Source organism: Nesterenkonia sandarakina, from assembly GCF_014138825.1.
GTDB lineage: Bacteria > Actinomycetota > Actinomycetes > Actinomycetales > Micrococcaceae > Nesterenkonia > Nesterenkonia sandarakina.
Genome location: NZ_JACJIH010000001.1, coordinates 636,798 through 656,847 on the forward strand (window position 1 = coordinate 636,798; position 20,050 = coordinate 656,847).

Annotated in this window: 17 protein-coding genes, 1 tRNA gene and 1 other RNA gene; 11 read left to right on the forward strand and 8 right to left on the reverse strand. The window is 67.4% G+C overall.

The window, feature by feature from the left end; all coding sequences use genetic code 11:
- The first annotated feature begins 18 nt into the window (after nt 1–18).
- The 3 genes from ppk2 to HNR24_RS02895 all read left to right on the forward strand — a co-directional run bounded on the left by ppk2 (nt 19) and on the right by HNR24_RS02895 (nt 3,840).
- Nucleotides 19–942, forward strand: a complete 924-nt coding sequence (gene ppk2 / locus HNR24_RS02885; RefSeq protein ID WP_058889138.1) for a polyphosphate kinase 2 — start codon at nt 19–21, stop codon at nt 940–942.
- Nucleotides 943–1,173: 231 nt separating this feature from the next.
- Nucleotides 1,174–2,634 (forward strand): NADP-dependent phosphogluconate dehydrogenase, encoded by a 1,461-nt coding sequence (gene gnd, locus HNR24_RS02890; protein ID WP_182494964.1) that lies wholly within the window; start codon nt 1,174–1,176, stop codon nt 2,632–2,634.
- Between the two features lie 45 nt (nt 2,635–2,679).
- Nucleotides 2,680–3,840 (forward strand): NAD(P)H-dependent flavin oxidoreductase, encoded by a 1,161-nt coding sequence (locus tag HNR24_RS02895; RefSeq protein WP_058889140.1) that lies wholly within the window; start codon nt 2,680–2,682, stop codon nt 3,838–3,840.
- 68 nt (nt 3,841–3,908) lie between these two features.
- Here HNR24_RS02895 and epsC read toward each other — a convergent pair whose 3' ends face one another.
- The 3 genes from epsC to msrA all read right to left on the reverse strand — a co-directional run bounded on the left by epsC (nt 3,909) and on the right by msrA (nt 6,147).
- Entirely contained in the window at nt 3,909–4,496 is a 588-nt protein-coding gene (gene epsC / locus HNR24_RS02900; RefSeq protein ID WP_058889141.1) for a serine O-acetyltransferase EpsC, read from the reverse strand.
- Nucleotides 4,497–4,657: 161 nt separating this feature from the next.
- Nucleotides 4,658–5,593, reverse strand: a complete 936-nt coding sequence (gene cysK / locus HNR24_RS02905; protein WP_058889142.1) for a cysteine synthase A — start codon at nt 5,591–5,593, stop codon at nt 4,658–4,660.
- Nucleotides 5,593–6,147: a peptide-methionine (S)-S-oxide reductase MsrA gene (gene msrA / locus HNR24_RS02910; RefSeq protein WP_058889467.1), complete on the reverse strand. Its 555-nt coding sequence runs from the start codon at nt 6,145–6,147 to the stop codon at nt 5,593–5,595. The genes cysK and msrA overlap by 1 nt, the downstream gene beginning before the upstream one ends.
- 62 nt (nt 6,148–6,209) lie before the next feature.
- On the opposite strand from msrA, the gene HNR24_RS02915 reads away from it, so the two are divergent.
- From HNR24_RS02915 to HNR24_RS02925, 3 genes are all read left to right on the forward strand, one after another.
- Complete coding sequence (locus HNR24_RS02915; protein ID WP_182494965.1) at nt 6,210–7,097, forward strand: Nif3-like dinuclear metal center hexameric protein; 888 nt, start codon at nt 6,210–6,212, stop codon at nt 7,095–7,097.
- Nucleotides 7,098–7,160: 63 nt separating this feature from the next.
- Nucleotides 7,161–7,613 (forward strand): reverse transcriptase-like protein, encoded by a 453-nt coding sequence (locus HNR24_RS02920; protein WP_182494966.1) that lies wholly within the window; start codon nt 7,161–7,163, stop codon nt 7,611–7,613.
- Between the two features lie 400 nt (nt 7,614–8,013).
- Nucleotides 8,014–9,360, forward strand: a complete 1,347-nt coding sequence (locus HNR24_RS02925; protein ID WP_259392390.1) for a dicarboxylate/amino acid:cation symporter — start codon at nt 8,014–8,016, stop codon at nt 9,358–9,360.
- A 292-nt stretch (nt 9,361–9,652) separates the two neighbouring features.
- Here the strand turns inward: HNR24_RS02925 and HNR24_RS02930 are convergent, their stop codons facing one another.
- Entirely contained in the window at nt 9,653–11,152 is a 1,500-nt protein-coding gene (locus HNR24_RS02930; RefSeq protein WP_058889145.1) for a glyceraldehyde-3-phosphate dehydrogenase, read from the reverse strand.
- A gap of 185 nt (nt 11,153–11,337) precedes the next feature.
- Nucleotides 11,338–11,744, reverse strand: an RNA gene (gene rnpB, locus HNR24_RS02935) — RNase P RNA component class A.
- Nucleotides 11,745–11,840: 96 nt separating this feature from the next.
- On the opposite strand from rnpB, the gene HNR24_RS02940 reads away from it, so the two are divergent.
- Nucleotides 11,841–12,650, forward strand: a complete 810-nt coding sequence (locus HNR24_RS02940) for a YaaA family protein (protein WP_058889146.1) — start codon at nt 11,841–11,843, stop codon at nt 12,648–12,650.
- Between the two features lie 61 nt (nt 12,651–12,711).
- The gene (gene ettA, locus HNR24_RS02945) at nt 12,712–14,394 is read left to right on the forward strand and encodes an energy-dependent translational throttle protein EttA (protein ID WP_058889147.1); all 1,683 of its coding nucleotides are present in this window, start codon (nt 12,712–12,714) and stop codon (nt 14,392–14,394) included.
- 114 nt (nt 14,395–14,508) lie between these two features.
- Here ettA and ssb read toward each other — a convergent pair whose 3' ends face one another.
- The gene (ssb, locus tag HNR24_RS02950) at nt 14,509–15,063 is read right to left on the reverse strand and encodes a single-stranded DNA-binding protein (protein ID WP_182494968.1); all 555 of its coding nucleotides are present in this window, start codon (nt 15,061–15,063) and stop codon (nt 14,509–14,511) included.
- A gap of 253 nt (nt 15,064–15,316) precedes the next feature.
- Between ssb and HNR24_RS02955 the strand changes: the two genes are divergently transcribed.
- The 3 genes from HNR24_RS02955 to HNR24_RS02965 all read left to right on the forward strand — a co-directional run bounded on the left by HNR24_RS02955 (nt 15,317) and on the right by HNR24_RS02965 (nt 18,211).
- Nucleotides 15,317–15,389: transfer RNA gene (locus tag HNR24_RS02955), tRNA-Arg, on the forward strand.
- Nucleotide 15,390: 1 nt separating this feature from the next.
- Nucleotides 15,391–16,848, forward strand: coding sequence for a DUF2079 domain-containing protein (locus HNR24_RS02960; protein WP_259392391.1), 1,458 nt, complete (start codon nt 15,391–15,393; stop codon nt 16,846–16,848).
- Nucleotides 16,849–16,924: 76 nt separating this feature from the next.
- Nucleotides 16,925–18,211 (forward strand): glycosyltransferase, encoded by a 1,287-nt coding sequence (locus HNR24_RS02965; RefSeq protein ID WP_182494969.1) that lies wholly within the window; start codon nt 16,925–16,927, stop codon nt 18,209–18,211.
- An 8-nt stretch (nt 18,212–18,219) separates the two neighbouring features.
- Here HNR24_RS02965 and HNR24_RS02970 read toward each other — a convergent pair whose 3' ends face one another.
- Entirely contained in the window at nt 18,220–19,257 is a 1,038-nt protein-coding gene (locus HNR24_RS02970; protein ID WP_058889150.1) for an acyl-CoA thioesterase, read from the reverse strand.
- A gap of 105 nt (nt 19,258–19,362) precedes the next feature.
- Nucleotides 19,363–19,938 carry a gluconokinase gene (locus HNR24_RS02975; protein WP_310735371.1) on the reverse strand — a complete coding sequence of 192 codons (576 nt, stop codon included), beginning with the start codon at nt 19,936–19,938 and terminating at the stop codon, nt 19,363–19,365.
- Nucleotides 19,939–20,050: the final 112 nt, after the last annotated feature.

Sequence of the window (20,050 nt, forward strand, 5' to 3'; positions counted from 1 at the left end):
TCGAGAAAGGCTGATCTGATGAGTGACCCGATCTTCCAGGTCGACGGCACCGCGCGCAAGAACCTCCGGGAGTTCATCGACGAGCTCCGCGAGGGTGGGTACACGGTGCTGGACGGGCACACCCCGGACCCGGATCTGATCGACCCGCAGGGCCGCGCGGTGGAGACCTGGCATGAGAACTATCCGTATGAGAACCGGCTCTCCCGCGACGTCTATGAGATCGAGAAGTACCACCTGCAGGTGGAGCTGCTGAAGTTCCAGTACTGGGCCGAGGACTATGGGCTCAAGCATGTGATCGTCTTCGAAGGCCGCGACGCCGCCGGCAAGGGCGGGACGATCAAACGCTTCACCGAGCACCTGAACCCGCGGACCGCACGCGTGGTCGCCCTGAACCGGCCATCGGACCGGGAGCTGGGCCAGTGGTACTTCCAGCGCTACGTGGACCACCTGCCCACCGCCGGGGAGATGGTCCTCTTCGACCGCTCCTGGTACAACCGTGCCGGAGTGGAGCGGGTGATGGGCTTCTCCTCGGAGCAGGAGTATGAGCTCTTCATGCGCCAGGCGCCGCAGTTCGAGCAGATGCTGGTCGACGCCGGCATCCATCTGACGAAGTTCTGGTTCTCGGTGACCCAGCAGGAGCAGCGCACCCGGTTCGCGATCCGGCAGATCGACCCGGTCCGGCAGTGGAAGCTCTCACCCATGGACCTGGAGTCCCTGGATCGCTGGGAGGCCTACACGGAGGCCAAGGAGGAGATGTTCCTGCGCACCGACACCGACCACGCTCCCTGGATGACGATCAAGTCCAATGACAAGAAGCGGGCCCGGTTGAACGCGATGAAGTGCTTCCTCGCCCAGTTCGAGTACGAGGGCAAGGACCATGAGGTCGTCGGCGGCCCCGACCCGCTGATCGTGCGCCGCGGCCGCGATGCGGTGGGTGACTGACGCCCATCCGCCGTGCCCGGTGTGGGCCTGGGTCGGCTGATCTGCTGAAGCGGTAGAGTTGCAGTGCTCGCCTCGGGGACACCGAGGTTCACGACGGCGGGATCCCATGTCAGACCTCCGGCGCGCCCGGGTGCATCGTGGACGGGGACCCGCATCGCTGCGGTCCGCGACCGATGCCCGTTCCGCACCGCGCCGTGAGGAACTCTGACTGACCTCGACGAAGGAGAATGCATGAGTGCCCATATCGGAGTGACCGGCCTGGCCGTCATGGGAGCCAATCTGGCTCGCAACCTGGCTCGCAACGGCTACACCGTCGCGCTGCACAACCGCTCGGTCGCCCGCACGGACGCCCTGCTGCAGGCCCACGGCGGAGACGGCGACTTCGTGCGCACCGAGACCCTCACCGAGCTCGTGGAGTCCCTGGAGCGCCCCCGCCGGGTGCTGATCATGGTCCAGGCCGGCGCCCCGGTGGACTCCGTGATCGCTGATCTGGTGCCCCTGCTCGATGACGGCGACATCATCATCGACGGCGGCAACTCCTTCTACGAAGAGACCCGCCGCCGCGAGGAGAGCCTGCGCGCGCAGAACCTGCACTTCGTCGGCGTCGGAGTCTCCGGCGGCGAAGAGGGCGCGCTGAACGGTCCCTCGATCATGCCCGGCGGCTCCAAGGAGTCCTACGACACCCTGGGCCCGATGCTGGAGAAGATCTCCGCGAAGTACAACGGCGAACCCTGCTGCGCCTGGATCGACACCGACGGCGCCGGGCACTACGTGAAGATGGTGCACAACGGCATCGAATACGCCGATATGCAGGTCATCGGTGAAGCCTTCGACCTGATGCGCTCCCTGGCCGGGATCGAGCCCCGCGAGCAGGCCGGCGTGTTCCGCGAGTGGAACACCACCGATCTGGCCTCCTACCTGATCGAGATCACCGCCGAGGTCCTGGAGCAGGAGGACGAGGTCACCGGTCGTCCCCTGGTGGACGTGGTCGTGGACTCCGCGGGTCAGAAGGGCACCGGCCGCTGGACCGCGATCTCCGGGCTGGAGGTGGGTTCCCCGGTCACCGCGATCGCAGAGTCCGTCTTTGCCCGCTCGATCTCCTCCCAGCGCGAGCTGCGCGCGGTCACCAACGCCACGTTCAGCGCCGGGATCGATGAGACGCTCTCGGCCACCGAGAAGTACGGCAGCGCTGAGGACCGGCAGGACTTCGTGGAGGATGTGCGCAAGGCGCTCTACGCCTCCAAGCTCGTCGCCTACGCCCAGGGCCTGGACATGCTGGTCGCCGCCGGCGAGGAGTTCGGCTGGGACCTGGACCTGAAGGCCATCGCCTCGCTCTGGCGCGCCGGCTGCATCATCCGCGCCGATCTGCTGGACACCATCATGAAGGCCTACGACGCGCCGAAGGACCAGCAGCCCAAGAACCTGCTGCTGGCCCCGGAGTTCAACGAGGCGATCAACGAATGCCTCCCCGCCTGGCGACGCGTGGTCGCCGCCGCGGCGACCTACGGCGTTCCCGCCCCGGTGTTCTCCTCCTCGCTGTCCTATTACGACAGCCTGCGCCGGGACCGGCTCCCGGCCGCGCTGACCCAGGGTCTGCGCGACTACTTCGGCGCTCACACCTATCAGCGCGTGGACAAGGAAGGCACCTTCCACACCCAGTGGTCCGGTGACCGCAGCGAGATCGATGCCTGATCCGCTGGGTCCGAGGACTGACTCCGCACACACGGAGCTGAACCGATGAGCACCAGGACGGCCGGTCTGCTCGCCTCGGTCGGCGCCACGATTCCCGTGGTGGCCGCCCCGATGGCCGGCGGACCGAGCCGTCCTGAGCTCGTTCTGGCCGCCGCTGCAACCGGAGGAGTGGGATTCCTCGCCGCGGGGTACAAGAGCCCCGAGGACCTCAGGGTCCAGATCCAGCAGGTGCAGCGCGCCACCCCACGTTTCGGGGTGAACCTCTTCGTGCCGAACCAGGTCCCGATTGAGCCTGCGGCGCTGGAGCGACACCGTGCCGCGGTCCAGCGGTGGCTGAGCGATCATGCCCGGGCCGGCGGAGACTGGACGGGCGAGGTGGAGCTGCCAGAGATCAACAGCCTCGCCGGAGTCATCAGAGCCACCGGAGCACCCGGAGCCCCCGCAGTCAACGGAGCCCCTGCAGTCATCGGAGCACCCGCTGAGGTCTGGGATGACTCCTGGGAGCAGAAGCTTCAGGTGCTGGAGGCTGATCCGGTGCCACTGATCAGCATGACCTTCGGCCTGCCCTCCGCGCGGGACCTCGCGCGGCTGCAGGCCACCGGGGCCAAGGTGCTGCAGACCGTGACCTGCGTCGCGGAGGCTGAGAGCGCGGCCCGAGCCGGGGTGGACGGGCTGATCGTGCAGTGCTCCTCCGCCGGGGGCCACTCCGGGACCTGGACGCCTCGGGATCCACCCGCGGAGGTGGGCCTGCTCGAACTGATTCACGCCATCTCGTCCCGCACCGAACTGCCGCTCTGGGCCGCCGGCGGGATCGCTGATGCCGCGAGAGTCAGTGCCGCCCTGCACGCCGGGGCGGAGGCTGCGGTGCTGGGCACCGCGCTGCTGCGCTGTCCTGAGAGCGGGACGCATCCGGCTCATCAGCAGGCTCTCGCTGATCCTCCGGGGGTGCCGGAGACGATCCTTACGACGGCGTTCTCAGGCCGTCCGGCGCGAGCGCTGCGCAACAGCTTCACCGACGCCCTGACCACTTCGGCGCCGTCGGGCTTTCCGGCCCTGCATCAGCTCAGTGCGGGACTGCGCCGAGCGGCGGGTGCCGCCGCAGACCCGCACGGGCTCAATCTCTGGGCCGGAACCGGTTTTGCCGCGGCGCGGCCGGACCCGGCCGGTGAGGTGATGCGCCGCCTGGCGGGCGACCACCGGGTCTAGCGCGCAGGGCCGCTGGCCAGCGAGCGGAACCGCTGCCGCCTACAGCCGCTATCCACGGCTGGCAGCCTCTAGATGAAGATGGCCGGGTCCAGTGCGTATTCTGCGGGGTCCACGTGGGGCTTCCGCTCGGCCACGCCGCGCTGTCGCGCCTTGGCCGGGACCCCGGTGAGGATGGAGTTCGGCGGGGAGGACTTCACCACCACGGCGTTGGCGCCCACGGCGGAACCGGCACCGATCTCCACGGGTCCGATGACCTTGGCCCCGGCACCGACGACCACGCCGTCGCGCAGGGTGGGGTGACGCTTGGTCTGTTCCAGGGAACGTCCACCGAGGGTGACTCCCTGGTAGAGCATGCAGTCGTCACCGATCTCGGCGGTCTCCCCGATGACCACACCCATGCCGTGGTCGATGAAGAAGCGCCGCCCGATCTGGGCACCAGGGTGGATCTCAATGCCGGTGAGACCGCGGGTCAGCTGGGAGAGCGCGCGCGCTGGGGTCTTCAGCGGGCGGCGCTGCCACATCTTATGGGCGACCCGGTAGGACCAGACCGCGTGCAGGCCGGAATAGACCAGCACCACCTCGGCGGTGCTGCGCGCGGCGGGGTCATGTTCGCGTGCGGCTTTGATGTCCTCACGCAGACGCTTCAGTGGGCCCAAGGTGGGTCAACCTCTTTCAAGGGTTCAAACAGCAGGGATCAAACAGCACGAGTTGAGCTGCACGGGTCGAACAGCAGGGATCTGGCGTCACGGGATTCATGGCCGAGTCCCCGCGGCGGGTGGCGATCAGCTCGCTCACCTGCCGCGGGGACTCATCCGTCTCAGCCGCGGATGTCTTCGTAGAGCAGCGTGGAGATGTAGCGCTCACCGAAGTCACAGGCGACGGTGACGATGAGCTTGTCCCGGTTCTCCTCCCGGGAGGCCAGTTCCAGCGCCGCCGCGACATTGGCGCCGGTGGAGATGCCCCCGAGGATGCCCTCGTGGGTGCCGAGGTCGCGGGCGCAGCTGACGGCCTTCTCGAGGTTGGCCTGGTAGACCTCGTCGTAGATCCCCTGGTCCAGGATGTCAGGGACGAAGTTGGGACCGATGCCCTGGATCTTATGCGGTCCGGCGGTGCCACCGGAGAGGATCGGGGAGTCCTCGGGCTCCACGGCCACCAGGTGGATACCGGGCTTGTACTCCTTAAGCCGGCGTCCGGCGCCGGTGATGGTGCCGCCGGTGCCGATGCCGGCGATGAAGACGTCGACTTCGCCGTCGGTGTCCCGCCAGATCTCCTCGCCGGTGGTGCGGTAGTGCACGGCCGGGTTGGCCTCGTTGGCGAACTGCCGGGCCCAGATGGAGTTCTCGGTCTCCTCCACGATGGACTTGGCCCGCTCCACCGCGCCGCGCATGCCTTCCGCGCCCGGGGTCAGCACGATCTCGGCGCCATAGGCGCGCAGCATCACCCGGCGTTCGGTGGACATGGTCTCGGGCATGGTGAGCACCACGCGGTAGCCGCGTGCCGCCCCGACCATGGCCAGGGCGATCCCGGTGTTGCCTGAGGTTCCTTCCACGATGGTGCCGCCGGGCTTGAGCATGCCCGAGTCTTCTGCGGCGTCGACGATGGCGGCGCCGATGCGGTCCTTGATGGAGCTGGCGGGGGAGTAGAACTCCAGCTTCATCGCGATGTTGCCCGGGAGGTCCGCGCCCAGGCGGTTCAGCCGCACCAGGGGGGTGTTGCCGACCGCCTGTGTGATGTTCTCAAGAATCTTCGCCATTAGTGGGTGGACCTTTCTTCCTCGGGTTTCAACCATGAAGCATAGTCTCTGCGGAGTTTTGCGACCTTGGGGTCGATGATGACTTGACAGTATCCGACATCGGGACGCTGGGCGTGGAAGTCCTGGTGGACCTCCTCGGCCTCGAAGACCCGGCCCAGTGGTTCCAGCGTGGTCACGATGGGACGGTCGAAGGAGGCCTGGGCGTGGGTGATCGCGGCGGAGAATTCCTCGCGCTGGGCCTGGTCGGTATAGAACATCGCCGAGCGGTACTGGGTGCCGACGTCGTAGCCCTGCCGGTTCAGCGAGGTCGGGTCGTGACTGGAGAAGAAGACCCTGTAGAGGACCTCGTCAGGGAGCACCTCAGGGTCGTAGCTGATCTCCACGGCCTCTGCGTGGCCGGTGCCGCCGGAGGCGACGGCCTCGTAGATGGCCGGTCCTGAGCCCCCGGTGTAGACGCTGCGCACATGGTGGACCCCGCGCAGCCGGCGCGCGAGGGAATCCAGGCACCAGAAGCAGCCGGCGGCGAGCACCACGGTCTTAGAAGAGTTGTCCATGGCCAGCACAACCGTCCGTGTCCCAGGCTCTATTCCTGAACCGGAACCTGTAGAAATGAGTCATGTCGCCCAGCCCCGCCCAGCATGCAGACGAGACCACCACCGAATCCCAGGTGCCGACCCTTCAAGAGGTGCTGGACACCGCGGAGGAGCTCTGGCCGCGGTCGCTGGCGGAGAACTGGGACGCGGTCGGTCTGGTGACCGGGCGGCGTGACGCGCTGGTGCGCAGGATCCAATTCGCGGTGGACCCGGTGCGCCCGGTCATCGAAGAGGCCGCCAGCTCCGGAACCGATCTGCTGATCACCCACCATCCGCTGCTGCTGCGCGGAGTCACCTCGGTGGAGGCCGGGCAGTTCAAGGGAGAGATGGTGCACCGGCTGATCGAATCCGGCTGCGCATTGCTGACGGCTCATACCAATGGGGACTCGGCGATCGGCGGGGTCAACGACGTCCTCGCCGGGGCGCTGGGGATTGAGGACACCATGCCGCTGGCGCCGGCTCAGGAAGGGCTCTCCACTGAGGGGCTTGGGCGCATCGGGACACTTCCCGAGCCGCTGACGCTGGGGGAGTTCGCCGCCCGGGTGTTCTCGGTCCTACCTTCCGTGGCCGGCGGGGTCCGCGTGGCCGGGGATCGCGACGGGCTTATCCAGCGTGTGGCGCTGTGCGGGGGTGCGGGGGACTCACTGCTGGGGACTGCGGCCGACGCCGGGGCCGATGTCTTCCTGACCGCAGATCTGCGGCACCACCCGGCGTCGGAGGCCAGAGAGGCCGCGGAGGAGGAGCGCCCCTATCTGATCGACGTCTCACACTTCGCCTCGGAGTGGCTGTGGCTGCCCACGGCGGCGCAGGCGCTGCACCAGGCGCTGACCGATCGCGGCTACGATGTGGAGGTTGCCGTGAGCGGCATCAACACCGACCCCTGGGACTTCGTGCTCACCCCGGGCCATTGAGCCGCCTGCGGGGCTGAGGCGACCCATATCTGAGACCTGTACTGACCTGAAGGTGCGTGAGCCATGACCACTCTGTTCGTCGAGGCCGACGGCGGAAGCCGCGGCAATCCTGGAATCGCTGGTTCCGGCGCCCTGGTCCGCAACGAGGCGGGGCAGATCCTCGCCACCAAGGCCACCCCGCTGGGGAAGGCGAGCAACAACGTCGCCGAATACACCGGGCTCATCGAAGGGCTGCGGCTGGCCCGCGATCTAGACTCCGAGGCCTTCGTCGAGGTCAAGCTGGACTCCAAGCTGGTGGTGGAGCAGATGAGCGGGCGCTGGAAGATCAAGCATGAGGACATGAAGCGCCTGGCCGCAGAGGCCTCCACCATCCTGCCCCCGACTCAGGTGCGCTACACCTGGATCCCGCGCAAGGACAACGGCGACGCCGATGCGCTCAGCAACGAGGCGATGGACGCCTCCGCCGCCGGGACCGAATGGGACCCGAGCCGCAGCCGGATCCGGCCTGTGGGCTGAGCGTCCCGCATCCGGTGCAGCTCAGTAGAGGTAGCCGGAATGCCTTTGATCAAGCCTCACGCACGACGGGGGTTTGGCCCCGGGCTAGGATCGATAATCGCTAGTCTGCCTGAGACAGAAACCCAGAAGAAAATTGTTTCGGGTGCTGGAACGATATGTGAAAGCTTGAACTGCCACATATGAGTGCGGCAAACCCAAGTCTCGGAGGCACAAAAGGGGAAGTGTCGTGTCACACCGGTGTGACCCGGCCGTGTAACACTTGTCCCTGCACTGTCGTCGACGGGTCGTGGCCTTTTCGGGACCGCCCTGCAGGAGAGTAATGACCATGGCTGGTTCCTCACCGTCCCGCAGCACTGCGGGGAAGACGTCGGCGTCGCGTCGGTCTCCCTGGCGTTGGTACTTGGACGTTCCGCTGATCTGGAAGCTCGCCGTCGCCTTAGTCGTCGGCGTCGTTGCCGGACTGGTGGTGGGTCCGCCGATCGCCGTTGTCCAGCCGCTGGGGGATATCTTCCTGCGCCTGCTGACCATGCTGGTGATGCCGCTGATCCTGCTGACCCTCATCGCTGGAGTAGCCTCTGTCTCTCCTAAAACGATGGGACGCATCGGCGGCAAGGCCTTCCTTTACTACATGGTGACCACTGCATTTGCCATGACGATCGGCATCGGTATCGCGTTGCTGTTGTCCCCTGGCGCAGGGTTGAGTTTGCCTGGGGACACCGAGGTGGATGAGCAGGCCGCCCCGCCGCTGGCCGAGGTATTCACCGGCATCGTCCCGGACAATATCTTCAGCGCCCTTGCCGGCGGCGAAGTGCTTTCGGTGATGTTCTTTGCCCTGGTGGCCGGTATCGCGCTGGCGTTCATGCAGGACAGCACCGACGACCATCTAGCCGGTCTGGGCATGCATCTGCGAAGGTTTGTCGACGGCGGCGTGGAACTGGTCTTCCTCATCATCCGTGGGGTGCTGCAGTACTCGCCGATCGGTGTGTTCGCGCTGATCGCCGTCGTGGTGGGAGAGACAGGGACCGAGGCGCTGTTGCCATTGGCCTCGCTGACCGGCGTGATCTATGGCGGAATCATCCTGCAGATCCTCGTCTACGCGCTGATCCTGCTGCTGTTTCGTGCACCCGTGCGGCGGTTCTTCCGTGAGGCCAAAGAGCCGATGCTCACCGGTTTCGTCACCCGGTCTTCCAGTGGCACCCTGCCGGTCACCATCCAGGCGGCCGAGCGACTCGGGGTGCGCAAGGGCGTCTACTCCTTCACTTTGCCGCTGGGCGCAACCATCAACATGGACGGCACCGCCATCTACGTGGGCGCGGCGACGGTGTTCATCGCCAATGTCACTGGCACGCAGCTGACCTTGACCCAGCTGGTCACAGTAGCCGCCGTTGGGGTGCTGGCCTCGATCGGGACCGCCGGGGTGCCGGGAGCCGGGCTGATCATGCTCACCATGGCCGTCACTGCTGCCGGGCTGCCGATGGCGCCGGTCGCGTTGGTGGCCGGCATTGACGCGATCCTGGACATGGCTCGCACCTTGTGCAACGTCACCGGGGACCTGACCGGCACCCGGATCATAGCCAAGACCGAACCTGGCATGCTGGTCGATCCAGACGCCCCACCGCGCGACGGAGAGCCCGAGTCCGACACAGGTGCGGATCCTCTCGGATCTGAGGAGGACACGGCCGCATCGGATCCCGACGCGCAGGCCGGAGAGGCACGCCGGAGCTCCGGAGGCTCGTCAGGCCTGTAGGGGAACAGGCGCGTCTTCGGGTGAAAGCTCAGGGGCTCGCTCTGCGGTCTGCATGTACACCGCCTAGGGCCTCACACTCGCCTGTCATCGGCTGCTCAACCGCTTCACGACAGGCGCCGGGGACGCCCGTAATCCACGCACTCGGCATCCGCAAGCCTCGGTCTGACACGCGGGTCCAGGTGTTCCATGAGGAACTGGGCTGCCTCACAGACCAGGACGACGACGGCGACCCACCCAGGAGGGGAAGGTCGCCGTCGTCGTCTTCAGGCCCAGACGCGTGCCGGTTCGGCGCTCAGCGAGCCGCCGCGGTGGCGCCGTTGTTCACAGAGGCGTCGCGCGGCTGCACCTTGGGGTACTTCACCGGGGCGCTGCCGGTCATGTGCTCCAGCACCCGGACCACCTGGGCGGAGTAGCCGAACTCGTTGTCGTACCAGACGTAGAGGATCGCCTGCTTGCCGTTGACGATGGTCGCCAGACCGTCCACGATCCCCGCCGCCCGGGTGCCCACGAAGTCGGTGGAGACCACCTCGGCGGAGTCGATGTAGTCCACCTGCTTGTGCAGCGGGCCCTCCAGGGATTCACGCCGCAGGAACCGGTTGAGCTCCTCCTTGGTGGTCTCCCGTTCCAGCTCCAGGTTCAGGATCGCCATCGAGACGTCCGGGGTCGGGACTCGAATGGCGTTGCCGGAGAGCTTCCCGGCCAGCTGAGGCAGCGCCTTGGCCACCGCCTTCGCTGCGCCGGTCTCGCTGATCACCATGTTCAGCGCCGCCGAGCGACCGCGCCGTTCACCGGGATGGAAGTTGTCGATCAGGTTCTGATCATTGGTGTAGGAGTGCACCGTCTCCACATGGCCGTGGTCGATCCCGTAGGCCTCGTCCATCAGCTTGGCCACCGGGGTGATCGCGTTGGTGGTGCACGACGCCGCGGAGATGATCGTGTCCTCCGAGCTGATCTGGTCCTGGTTGACCCCGAACACGATGTTCTTCAGGTCCCCCTTGCCCGGAGCGGTCAACAGCGCCCGGGAGACGCCCTTGGCCTGCAGGTGCTGGCTGAGTCCCGCCTCGTCGCGCCAGCGCCCGGTGTTATCCACCACTACGGCATTGCTGATCCCGTGGGCGGTGTAATCCACTGCGGCCGGATCCGAGGCGTATATGACCTTGATGAAGGTGCCGTTGGCGATGATCGCCTGATTCTCCTCATCCACCCGGATGGAGCCTTCGAAGGGTCCGTGGACCGAATCCCGGCGCAGCAGCGAGGCGCGCTTGGCGAGGTCGTCCTCAGCCCCCTGGCGCACCACGATCGCGCGCAGCCGCAGCCCGGAGGCCGAGGAGGCGTTGCCCACGATGATCCGGGCCAGCAGTCGACCGATCCGTCCGAAGCCGTAGAGCACCACGTCGCGCGGCTCGATCATGCCCTCGCCGCCGCGGCCGATCACCTCGGCGAGCTCCTCACGCAGGAAGGCGTCCATGTCCCCGGTGGCGGAGTAGGCGGAGTTCCGGTACCGGGAGTTCAGCCGGGCGACGTCGATGCTGGCGGCACCGAGATCAAGGGTGGTCAGTGCCTGCACCAGGGGCAGCGTCTGGGAGACCGGAAGCTCGGTCTCATCGACCTGGCGGGCGAAGCGGTGGGCCTTGAGGATCTCGATGGCGGACCGGTTAACCAGTCGGCGACCGTAGATCCCGGTGACCACATTGTTCTCTCGGTAGAGCTTGCCCAGCAGAGGGATCATGGCCTCAGCCTGGGACTCTCGGTCGATCCAGCTGCGCAGTTGTTCGTCTGCTTCAGTGGTCATTATTGGACGTGTCCTCACTCGTCTAGACGTCGTTGTCTACGTGGACCCATCGGGTGCTCGAATCACAAGCGAACACCGCGATGTGTCCGTAGGCGAGTCTAGCCGAACCGGGCTGGCTCGGCGCCGGAGGGCACGGGGAGGGAGCGGCTTTCAGATCGGCCCGGAGGGCACAGAGGAGTGGGTGGGGGACGGGTCGGTCGATAAGCCGGGTTCTGTCGGCCACGGTGATTGCTCACCGAGGCGGACCATCATCCATCTGGGCCTCGTGTTGCCACGGACCTCAAGCGGTCAACCCGGATGCTCAGGCGGGCAGCCCTCAAACACATCCTGTTCGACCTTGCACCGGATGGGGTTTGCCTAGCCGCCCCAGTCACCTGGGGCGCTGGTGGTCTCTTACACCGCCGTTTCACCCTTACCAGCGACGACGAGCGCCGCCGGCGGTCTGTTTTCTGTGGCACTGGCCTGCGGGTCACCCCGAGTGGGCGTTACCCACCATCCTGCCCTGCGGAGCCCGGACTTTCCTCGGCCCGAGGCAGTTATCCGCCGTCTCCGGTGGGCCTCAGTCTCGAGCCGCGATGGTCTGACCGACCCGTCCCGGCTCACCATGCTACGGGATCCAACCCCGGACTCCGTGCCCAGCGGCGCAACCCGGGCGATGATGCGCAGGAGCCCTTGCTAGCCTTGCCCGGTGCTGATCTTCCTGCCGCCCTCCGAGGGCAAGACGCCTCCGGCCGATCCCGGCGCCCCGCCGATGGACCTGGACCGCCTCACCCTGCCCGAGCTCGAGACCGCACGCCGCACCGTGATGGACGCGCTGATCCAGATCAGCGGCACGGAGCAGGCACGCGAGGTCCTCGGCGTGGGCGAGAAGGTGATGCCTCAGGTACGCGCCAATACCGAGCTTGCCCATGCTCCCGCGGCGCCGGCGCATGAGATCTACACCGGGGTGCTCTTCGAGGCGCTGGACCCCGCCTCGCTGACCGCCGAGCAGCTGGAGCGGGCCTCCCGGCAGGTGTTGATCTTCTCGGGACTGTTCGGGGTGACATCACTCACCGATGAGATCCCGGCCTACCGACTCTCCATGGGCGTGGCTCTGAGCGCACCCGGAACCGGTCAGGGACCCGGCGCCGCGCCGGCCCACCCCGCGCCTGGGCGGCTGGGCAGCTTCTGGAAGAGCGCCCTGCACCAGCCGCTGTCCGAGCTCATCGGGGATCAGCTGGTCGTGGACTGCCGTTCCAGCTCCTACGCCCAGGCGCACCGGCCTGCGCCGGAGCAGAGCCTGATGGTCAACGCCTTCACCGAGCGCGAGGGTCAGCGCAAGGTCATCACGCACTTCGCCAAACATGCCCGCGGCCTGCTCGCGGGGATGTTGCTGCGCGCCGAAGGAGCAGAGCCTGCGACCATCGACGACGTCGCCGAGATCGCCTCCCAGCGGTGGCGGGTGGAGCTGCGCCCCGCCACCGGGCGCTCCCCGCACCAGCTGGACCTGATCGACTGAGGACCAGCGGGCCGCGAGGCCCATTAGCAGATTCTCTGCCCCGCCGACTAGCCTGGGGACCATGGCAGAGTTTATTTACACGATGATCAGCGCCCGCAAGAAAGTGGGCGACAAGGTCATCCTCGATGACGTCACCATGTCCTTCTACCCCGGCGCCAAGATCGGCGTCGTCGGTCCCAATGGTGCCGGCAAGTCCACCATCCTCAAGATCATGGCCGGGCTCGATGAGCCCTCCAACGGCGAGGCACGTCTGTCCCCGGGGTACTCGGTGGGGATCCTGATGCAGGAGCCGGCGTTGAACGAGGACAAGTCCGTCCTGGGCAACGTCCAGGAGGGCGTCGGTGAGATCTACGGGAAGCTGCAGCGCTTCAACCAGATCTCCGAGGAGATGGCCAACCCGGACGCCGACTTCGACGCTCTGATGGCGGAGATGGGAACCCTGCAGGAGGCCATCGACGCCGCCAATGCCTGGGACCTGGACTCGCAGCTGGAGCAGGCCATGGATGCGCTGCGCTGCCCGCCTCCGGAGGCTGACGTCAGCGTGCTCTCCGGTGGTGAGCGCCGCCGCGTGGCGCTGTGCAAGCTGCTGCTCTCCAAGCCGGACCTGCTGCTGCTCGATGAGCCCACGAACCACCTCGACGCTGAGTCCGTGCTCTGGCTCGAGCAGCACCTTGCCGATTATGAGGGCGCCGTGCTCGCCGTGACGCACGATCGCTACTTCCTTGATCACGTCGCCCAGTGGATCTGTGAGGTCGACCGCGGTCGCCTCTACCCCTATGAGGGCAACTACTCCACCTATCTGGAGAAGAAGCAGGCTCGTCTGAAGGTCCAGGGCAAGAAGGACGTCAAGATGGCGAAGCGACTCTCCGAGGAGCTGGAGTGGGTGCGCTCCAACGCCAAGGGCCGCCAGACCAAGTCGAAGGCCCGTCTGAACCGCTACGAGGAGATGGCCGCCGAGGCCGAGCGCACCAAGAAGCTCGACATGGACGAGATCCAGATCCCGCCGGGTCCGCGCCTGGGCACCCAGGTGATCGAGGCCGAGAACCTGCAGAAGGGCTTCGACGACCGTCAGCTCATCGACGGGCTGTCCTTCTCGCTGCCGCGCAACGGCATTGTCGGAGTGATCGGCCCCAACGGCGTCGGCAAGTCCACGTTGTTCAAGACCATCGTGGGCATGGAAGAACTCGACGGCGGCAAGCTCGCCGTGGGCGACTCCGTGAAGCTCTCCTACGTCGATCAGTCCCGCGCCGGGATCGATCCCGATAAGAGCCTGTGGGAGGTCGTCTCCGACGGGTTGGACTTCATCCACGTCGGCGCTGTGGAGATGTCCTCGCGGGCCTATGTCTCGGCCTTCGGGTTCAAGGGACCGGACCAGCAGAAGAAGGCCGGCGTGCTCTCCGGCGGTGAGCGCAACCGGTTGAACCTCGCGCTGACGCTGAAGCAGGGCGGCAACCTGCTGCTCCTCGATGAGCCCACCAACGACCTCGACGTGGAGACCCTGGGCTCACTGGAGAACGCGCTGCTGGACTTCCCCGGCTGCGCCGTGGTCATCTCGCACGATCGCTGGTTCCTGGACCGCGTGGCCACCCACATCCTGGCCTGGGAGGGCACCGATGAGGACCCTGCCAACTGGTACTGGTTCGAGGGCAACTTCGAGTCCTACGAGCAGAACAAGGTGGAGCGCCTCGGTGACGACGCGGCCCGCCCGCACCGGGTGACCCACCGCAGGCTCACCCGCGACTGAGCGTCGCAAGGCTCAGTCACACTGACCGGCCCGCCTGCGGACACCACCTCGGTGTCCGCAGGCGGGCCGAGTCGTTCCCCCTCAGGGCGAGTCCCTGGGACACCGCGCAGCGGCTCAGAACGGGGCCTTCTGCGTCTCGCGCGCCTCCTCGGTGCTCGGGCTGTGGTCCGAGTCCTCCGAGTCGGAGGAACTCGCGGCTGTGCCCCAGACCGAGTCCGCGGCCGAGCTTGGGGACTCGCCCGATGACTCACCCGCGGTCTCCGCGTGTTCCCCGGTCCCGCCGCGGGAGCTGTCCTCCCCGGAGCTGGACCCGCCCAGTCGGGTGAAGGACCCCGAGCCGAAGGTCAGGTCATGGCCCACCGCCTCGGCGTCGATCTCCACCGAGGTCCCGCGCTGACCCTTCTCGTTCTCCCACTGCCGCACGCGCAGCCGACCCGTCACCAGCACCGGGTCTCCTTTGCTCAGGCTGCTCTTCACGTTCTGGGCCAGCTGCCGGAAGGCCGAGACCGTGTACCAGTTGGTCTCCCCGTTCACCCAGCGTTCGGTCTTGCGGTCATAGCGCCGGGGAGTGCACCCCAGGCGGAAGTTCGAGATCGGCAGTCCCTGGGGCGTGATGAAGTCGTCCACCTCGCCGCCGAGGAATCCACGCACCGTGATCGTCTCGCTCATTGTTCTGCTCCATCTCTGTCACGGCCGGTCATGGACGGCACGGCGTGCCCAGCCCCGCCGCGGGCCGTGGCAGTCGGTGACGGGGTCCGCTCAGTCTTCGCGCTGCCAACTCCCGGTCGCGGATGCGATGCGCGGGTGTGCACAGGCCGGGACCCGGTGGCGTGTCGCACCGATCTGGGGAAAAGCCCGCTGTCCTGAGCAGGTAGACTCTCTGCCTGGACCTGCTCAGGATGCTGAGACTCTGCGTGTCCACGCCTCGGTAGCTCAGGGGATAGAGCAGCGGCCTTCTAATCCGCCGGTCGGGGGTTCGAATCCCTCCCGGGGCACTTGTCCACATCGCATAGACTCCAGCTGGCCGCCGTCATGACGGCGGCCGCTGTGCTGTATCTGGTCCATTCCCTGCTGCGCTTCCGCAACTTCGAGGCCAAGGGCTATGACCTGGGCATCTTCGACCAGGCGGTCCGCCAGTACGCGTTGTTCAAGGCCCCGATCGTGCCGATCAAGGGTGAGGACTTCCACCTGCTGGGAGATCACTTCCACCCCATCATCGCCGCCTTCGCGCCGCTGTACTGGATCTGGGACGACCCCCGGGTGCTCAACATCGGCATGATCGCGCTGCTGGTCTCCACCGCCCTGCCGGTCTACCTGGTGGTGCGCCGGTGGTTCAGTCACCTGCCCGCGCTGCTCGCCGCCGTCGCCCTGCTGCTCTTCTGGCCCTTCCAGGCACTGGTGAACTGGGACTTCCATGAGATCGCCTTCGGCGTCCCGCTCATCGCGTGGGTGATCTGGGCCATCGAGCGCCAACGGATGTGGCTGGCGGTGGGTCTGGGTGCCGTGCTGCTGCTGGTGCGCGAGGACATGGGCGTGACGCTGATCGCGCTGGCCATGGTCTTGGCGTTCAAGCGCGCCTGGCTGCCCGCCCTCGTGACCGCCGCCCTGGGCGTCTTCGGCTACTGGTTTGCCGTGGAGCTGGTGATTCCGCACTTCTCCGCGGCCGGGGAGTTCGGCTACTGGGAGTTCACCGCTCTGGGCCCCAGCGCCGGCGCGGCGATCCTGTTCCTGCTGACCCAGCCCTGGAACGCCGTGGTGATCCTCTTCGATGACCCGGCCAAGGTGGGACTCTGGGCGCTGCACTTCCTGCCGCTGCTGCTGCTGCCCTTCGCCTCGCCCTATGTGATCCTCGGCGCACCGATTCTGCTCTCCCGGCTCTTCAACGACCGGGCCAACGTCTGGTCGGTGATCTACCAGTACGACGCGATCCTGGCGCCGATCTTCCTGCTCGCCGGGTTCGACGTCGCCCGCCGGATGATCGCACGGTGGCCACGGCTGCGTCCGCTGAGCGTGGGACTTCCCGCCACGGTCATCACGGTGGGCCTGGTGGGGACTCTCGCGTTCCCCGGCGTCTTCCCGCTGCAGCGCACCGTGACCGGAGACAACTGGACCATGGGGGAGCGGGCGCTGGCCCACCAACAGGTCACCGACGCGGTGCCCGATGGTGTCTGTGTCGAGGCCGCGGACACCGCAGTGCCACACCTGGTGGACCGCACCTCGGTGGGACTCAACGGAACCACCGATGAAGAGGCGCTGACCTGGATCATCATCGATGACACCGTGGAAGAGCTGGGCGGGTCGAACCCGTTGAGCCCAGAACAGGCCTTCGCCCGGGCTGAACGGCTGGGCTTCGAGCCGGTCATCGAGGACGCCCAGGGTCTCTGGCTGCTGCACCGAGACGCACCGGCGAGCAGCGGTGCGACGCAGGATTGTGCGGAATACCTGCGGCGATGACCGCGCTGTAGCATAAGGATCGAACCACCCACCCCTCAGCCGCGCCGCGATGTCGCGCGGCGTCATGGAGAGCCACATGTCCACCGAGTGCGTCCCTGCGGAGGTCTGCGGACCCGCGCAGACCGGCTTGGACCCGGCGCGCGTGGTCATGGTCAGTCTGCACACCTCCCCGCTCGCCCAGGCCGGGAACCGGGACGCCGGTGGGCTCAACGTCTACGTCAACGCGCTCAGCGCCGCGCTCGCCCAGGCAGGCCTCACGGTGGACATCGTCACCAGCGACGTCGATGCGGAGCATGCGGCGGACTCCGATGGCGTCACGGTGTTGGAGGACGGCCGGCGGGTGCACACCCTCGCCGTGGGAGAGCCGACGCGGACGCAGAAGGCGCTGTTATACGAGCAGGTCGACGCGCTGGCCACCCGTGCGGTGCGCAGCCTGCAGTCGGTGGACGGCAGCCAGGTCACCACGATCCATTCGCACTACTGGATCTCCGGACTCGCGGGGATCCAGCTGGCCCAGGCGCTCTCGGCCCCCCTGGTGCACACCATGCACACGATCGCCGCGGTGAAGCAGGAGCTCGACCCTGCGGCCCAGGAGAGCCCACGGCGCAGGCACGCCGAAGCCGAGATCGCGCGCGCGGCCGATCTGGTCACCGCGAACACCGAGCGCGAGGCCGCCGACCTGCAACGGATCTTCGGTCTGGAGGCGGACTCCATCGCCCTGGTGCGCCCCGGCGTCGACCTTGAGGTGTTCCGGCCTCCGGCGGGGATCGATCCCCGGTCCGGGCCGCTGCGTGAGCGTCCGCTGCGGCTGGCCTTCGCCGGCCGGCTCCAGCCGCATAAAGGTCCACAGGTCGCGGTGGAGGCCCTGGGGGAGCTGCGCAGAATGATGCCCGAGGTGCCGGTGCAGCTGATCGTGGCAGGAAGTCAGAGCGGCGAGGACGTGCTGGACCTGGCGGCCCTCGCGGCACAGGCCGGAGTCGCCGACGCCGTGCAGGCGATGGCCCCGCTGCCGCACCAGGAGCTCGCGGAGCTCTTCCGGAGCAGCGATGCGGTGCTGGTGCCCTCCTTCAGCGAGTCCTTCGGGCTGGTCGCCCTGGAAGCCATGGCCTGCGGCACCCCGGTGCTCGCCCACGACGTCGGCGGGCTCTCCGCGCTGATCACGCATCGCCGCAGCGGCCGCCTGATCCCCAGCCTGGACCCGAAGCTGTGGGCCGAGCAGATGCGCTGGCTGGTGCTGCACCGGCGCGCCTGGAGCCGCTACAGCACGACGGCGGCCACCCTCGCCGGCGCCTACTCCTGGCAGGCCACGGCGGCGGCCAGCCTGCAGGCGTACCGCAGCGTCAGCCTGCTCACCAGCCGCTGAGCGTCGGCTCAGGTCTCCAGGTAGCGCGAGGACCAGGTCTGCGCGTACTTCTTGTTGATCGCCCGGGTGGCCCGAGAGCTGTGCACCAGGGTCTGCTGCATCTTCTCCGAGAGCTTCGGTCGCAGACCTTCCGGCGGTCGCACCATGCCCTCCTGGGCGACTGAGGCGACCAGGGCACCATTGCGGCTGTAGATGGAACCCTGCGCCAGCCCCCGAGCGTTCTGTGCGCTGGGACTCTGCTGGACGTAGAGCAGCCACTCGTCGGCGCGGGCATCCCGATGCCACCACATGGCGTGGTCCAGGGAGGCAACCTTCATCTCCGGCTTGGCCCAATAGAGCCCGTGACGCCGCAGGATCGGTTCCAGCAGCGTGTAGTCGGAGGCGTAGAGGATCGCCGCCCGGTGGATGTTCGGGTCATCGGGCAGCGGAGCCTTGGTCTTGAGCCAGACCGCGCTGGTGGCGTGGGCATCCTGATCGGCCTCGAGATAGATCGGGCGGTCCACGTGACGGATGTCGAAGGGTCGTCCATGGGCCCATTCATGCACGATCGGATGCTTGACGTGGCCCACCAGCTCCTGCGGGGGTGCCAGATCCTCGGGGTCGGGGACACCCTGAGGCATCCGGCGCTGGTGGGAGACCCCGGAGGAGGGGCGCTGGAAGGACGCGATCATCGAGAGGATCGGGATCCCGTCCTGATAGGCCTGGCTGCGTCGCGCCGAGAAGGACCCGCCATCGCGCAGCCGCTCCACGGAGACCTGGATCGGCTTGTTCGCGTCGCCGGGGCGCAGGAAATATCCGTGCACGGAGTGGATCAGCCGGTCGGAGTCCACCGTGGACATCGCCGCAGTCGCCGCCTGGGCGAGGACCTGTCCGCCGAAGACCCGCCAATAGGCCTGTTTGAACACCGGTCCCAGGAAGTGATCCTCCGCGCCGCGGCCGGCGGCGGCTTCGGCATCCTCAGGGTCAAGGTGCTGCAGCTGCAGCATGTCCACGAGCTGCTGCACCGAGTCATCGGCGGCGGGCACCTCGTAACGGCGGTCAGGCATGCGACGTCCTTTCGGGCGCGGACAGGATCGGATTCCTCCACTCTATCGGCCCTCCGGCCGCCTGTCGGGGTGCCGGGTCAGATCACCACACCGCGCGCCGAGGCGTCATGAAGGATCGGGCTTCCCGGTGATCTCGGGCGTGTTGGTCTCGGGCGTGTTGGTCTCGGTGCTGCTGGTCTCGGTGCTGCTGGTCTCGGTGCTGCTGATCTCGGCCCTGAGCCAGGCACGGGCTGATTCCAGGAGATCCTCCACCGTGGAGTCATTGGCGAGCACGATGCCGTCTTCGTCCGGGTCGAGCGCTTCCAGCGTGCTCAGCTGGGACTCCAGGAGCGCCGGGGGCATGAAGTGTCCGCTGCGGTGGGCCAGTCGGGTGTTCAGCCGGGGGATCTCCACGTCGACGTGGAGGAAGACCACCCGCCCGCGGGCGCTGCGCAGCACATCGCGGTAGGTGCGGCGCAGTGCGGAGCAGGTGATCACACTGCCGGTCTCCGCCTGGGAGGACATCCAGTCGCGCAGGGCGTCGAGCCAGGGCCAGCGATCCTCATCTGTCAGCGGCGTCTGGGACGCCATCTTGGCGATGTTCTCGGGCGGATGGAACTCGTCTGCCTCGGCCATCGGCAGGTTCAGCTCGGCGGCCAGCGCCGCCGCCAGGGTGGACTTCCCGGAACCCGATACCCCCATGACCACGAGGTGACAGGGGAGAGCGTGTGCACTCCGGCTAGGCTGAGGTGGAGGGTTCGTCATCGAATTCTTTCCAGCTGGGGGATGGTTCCGGCGCTCCCTGTGACGGGGA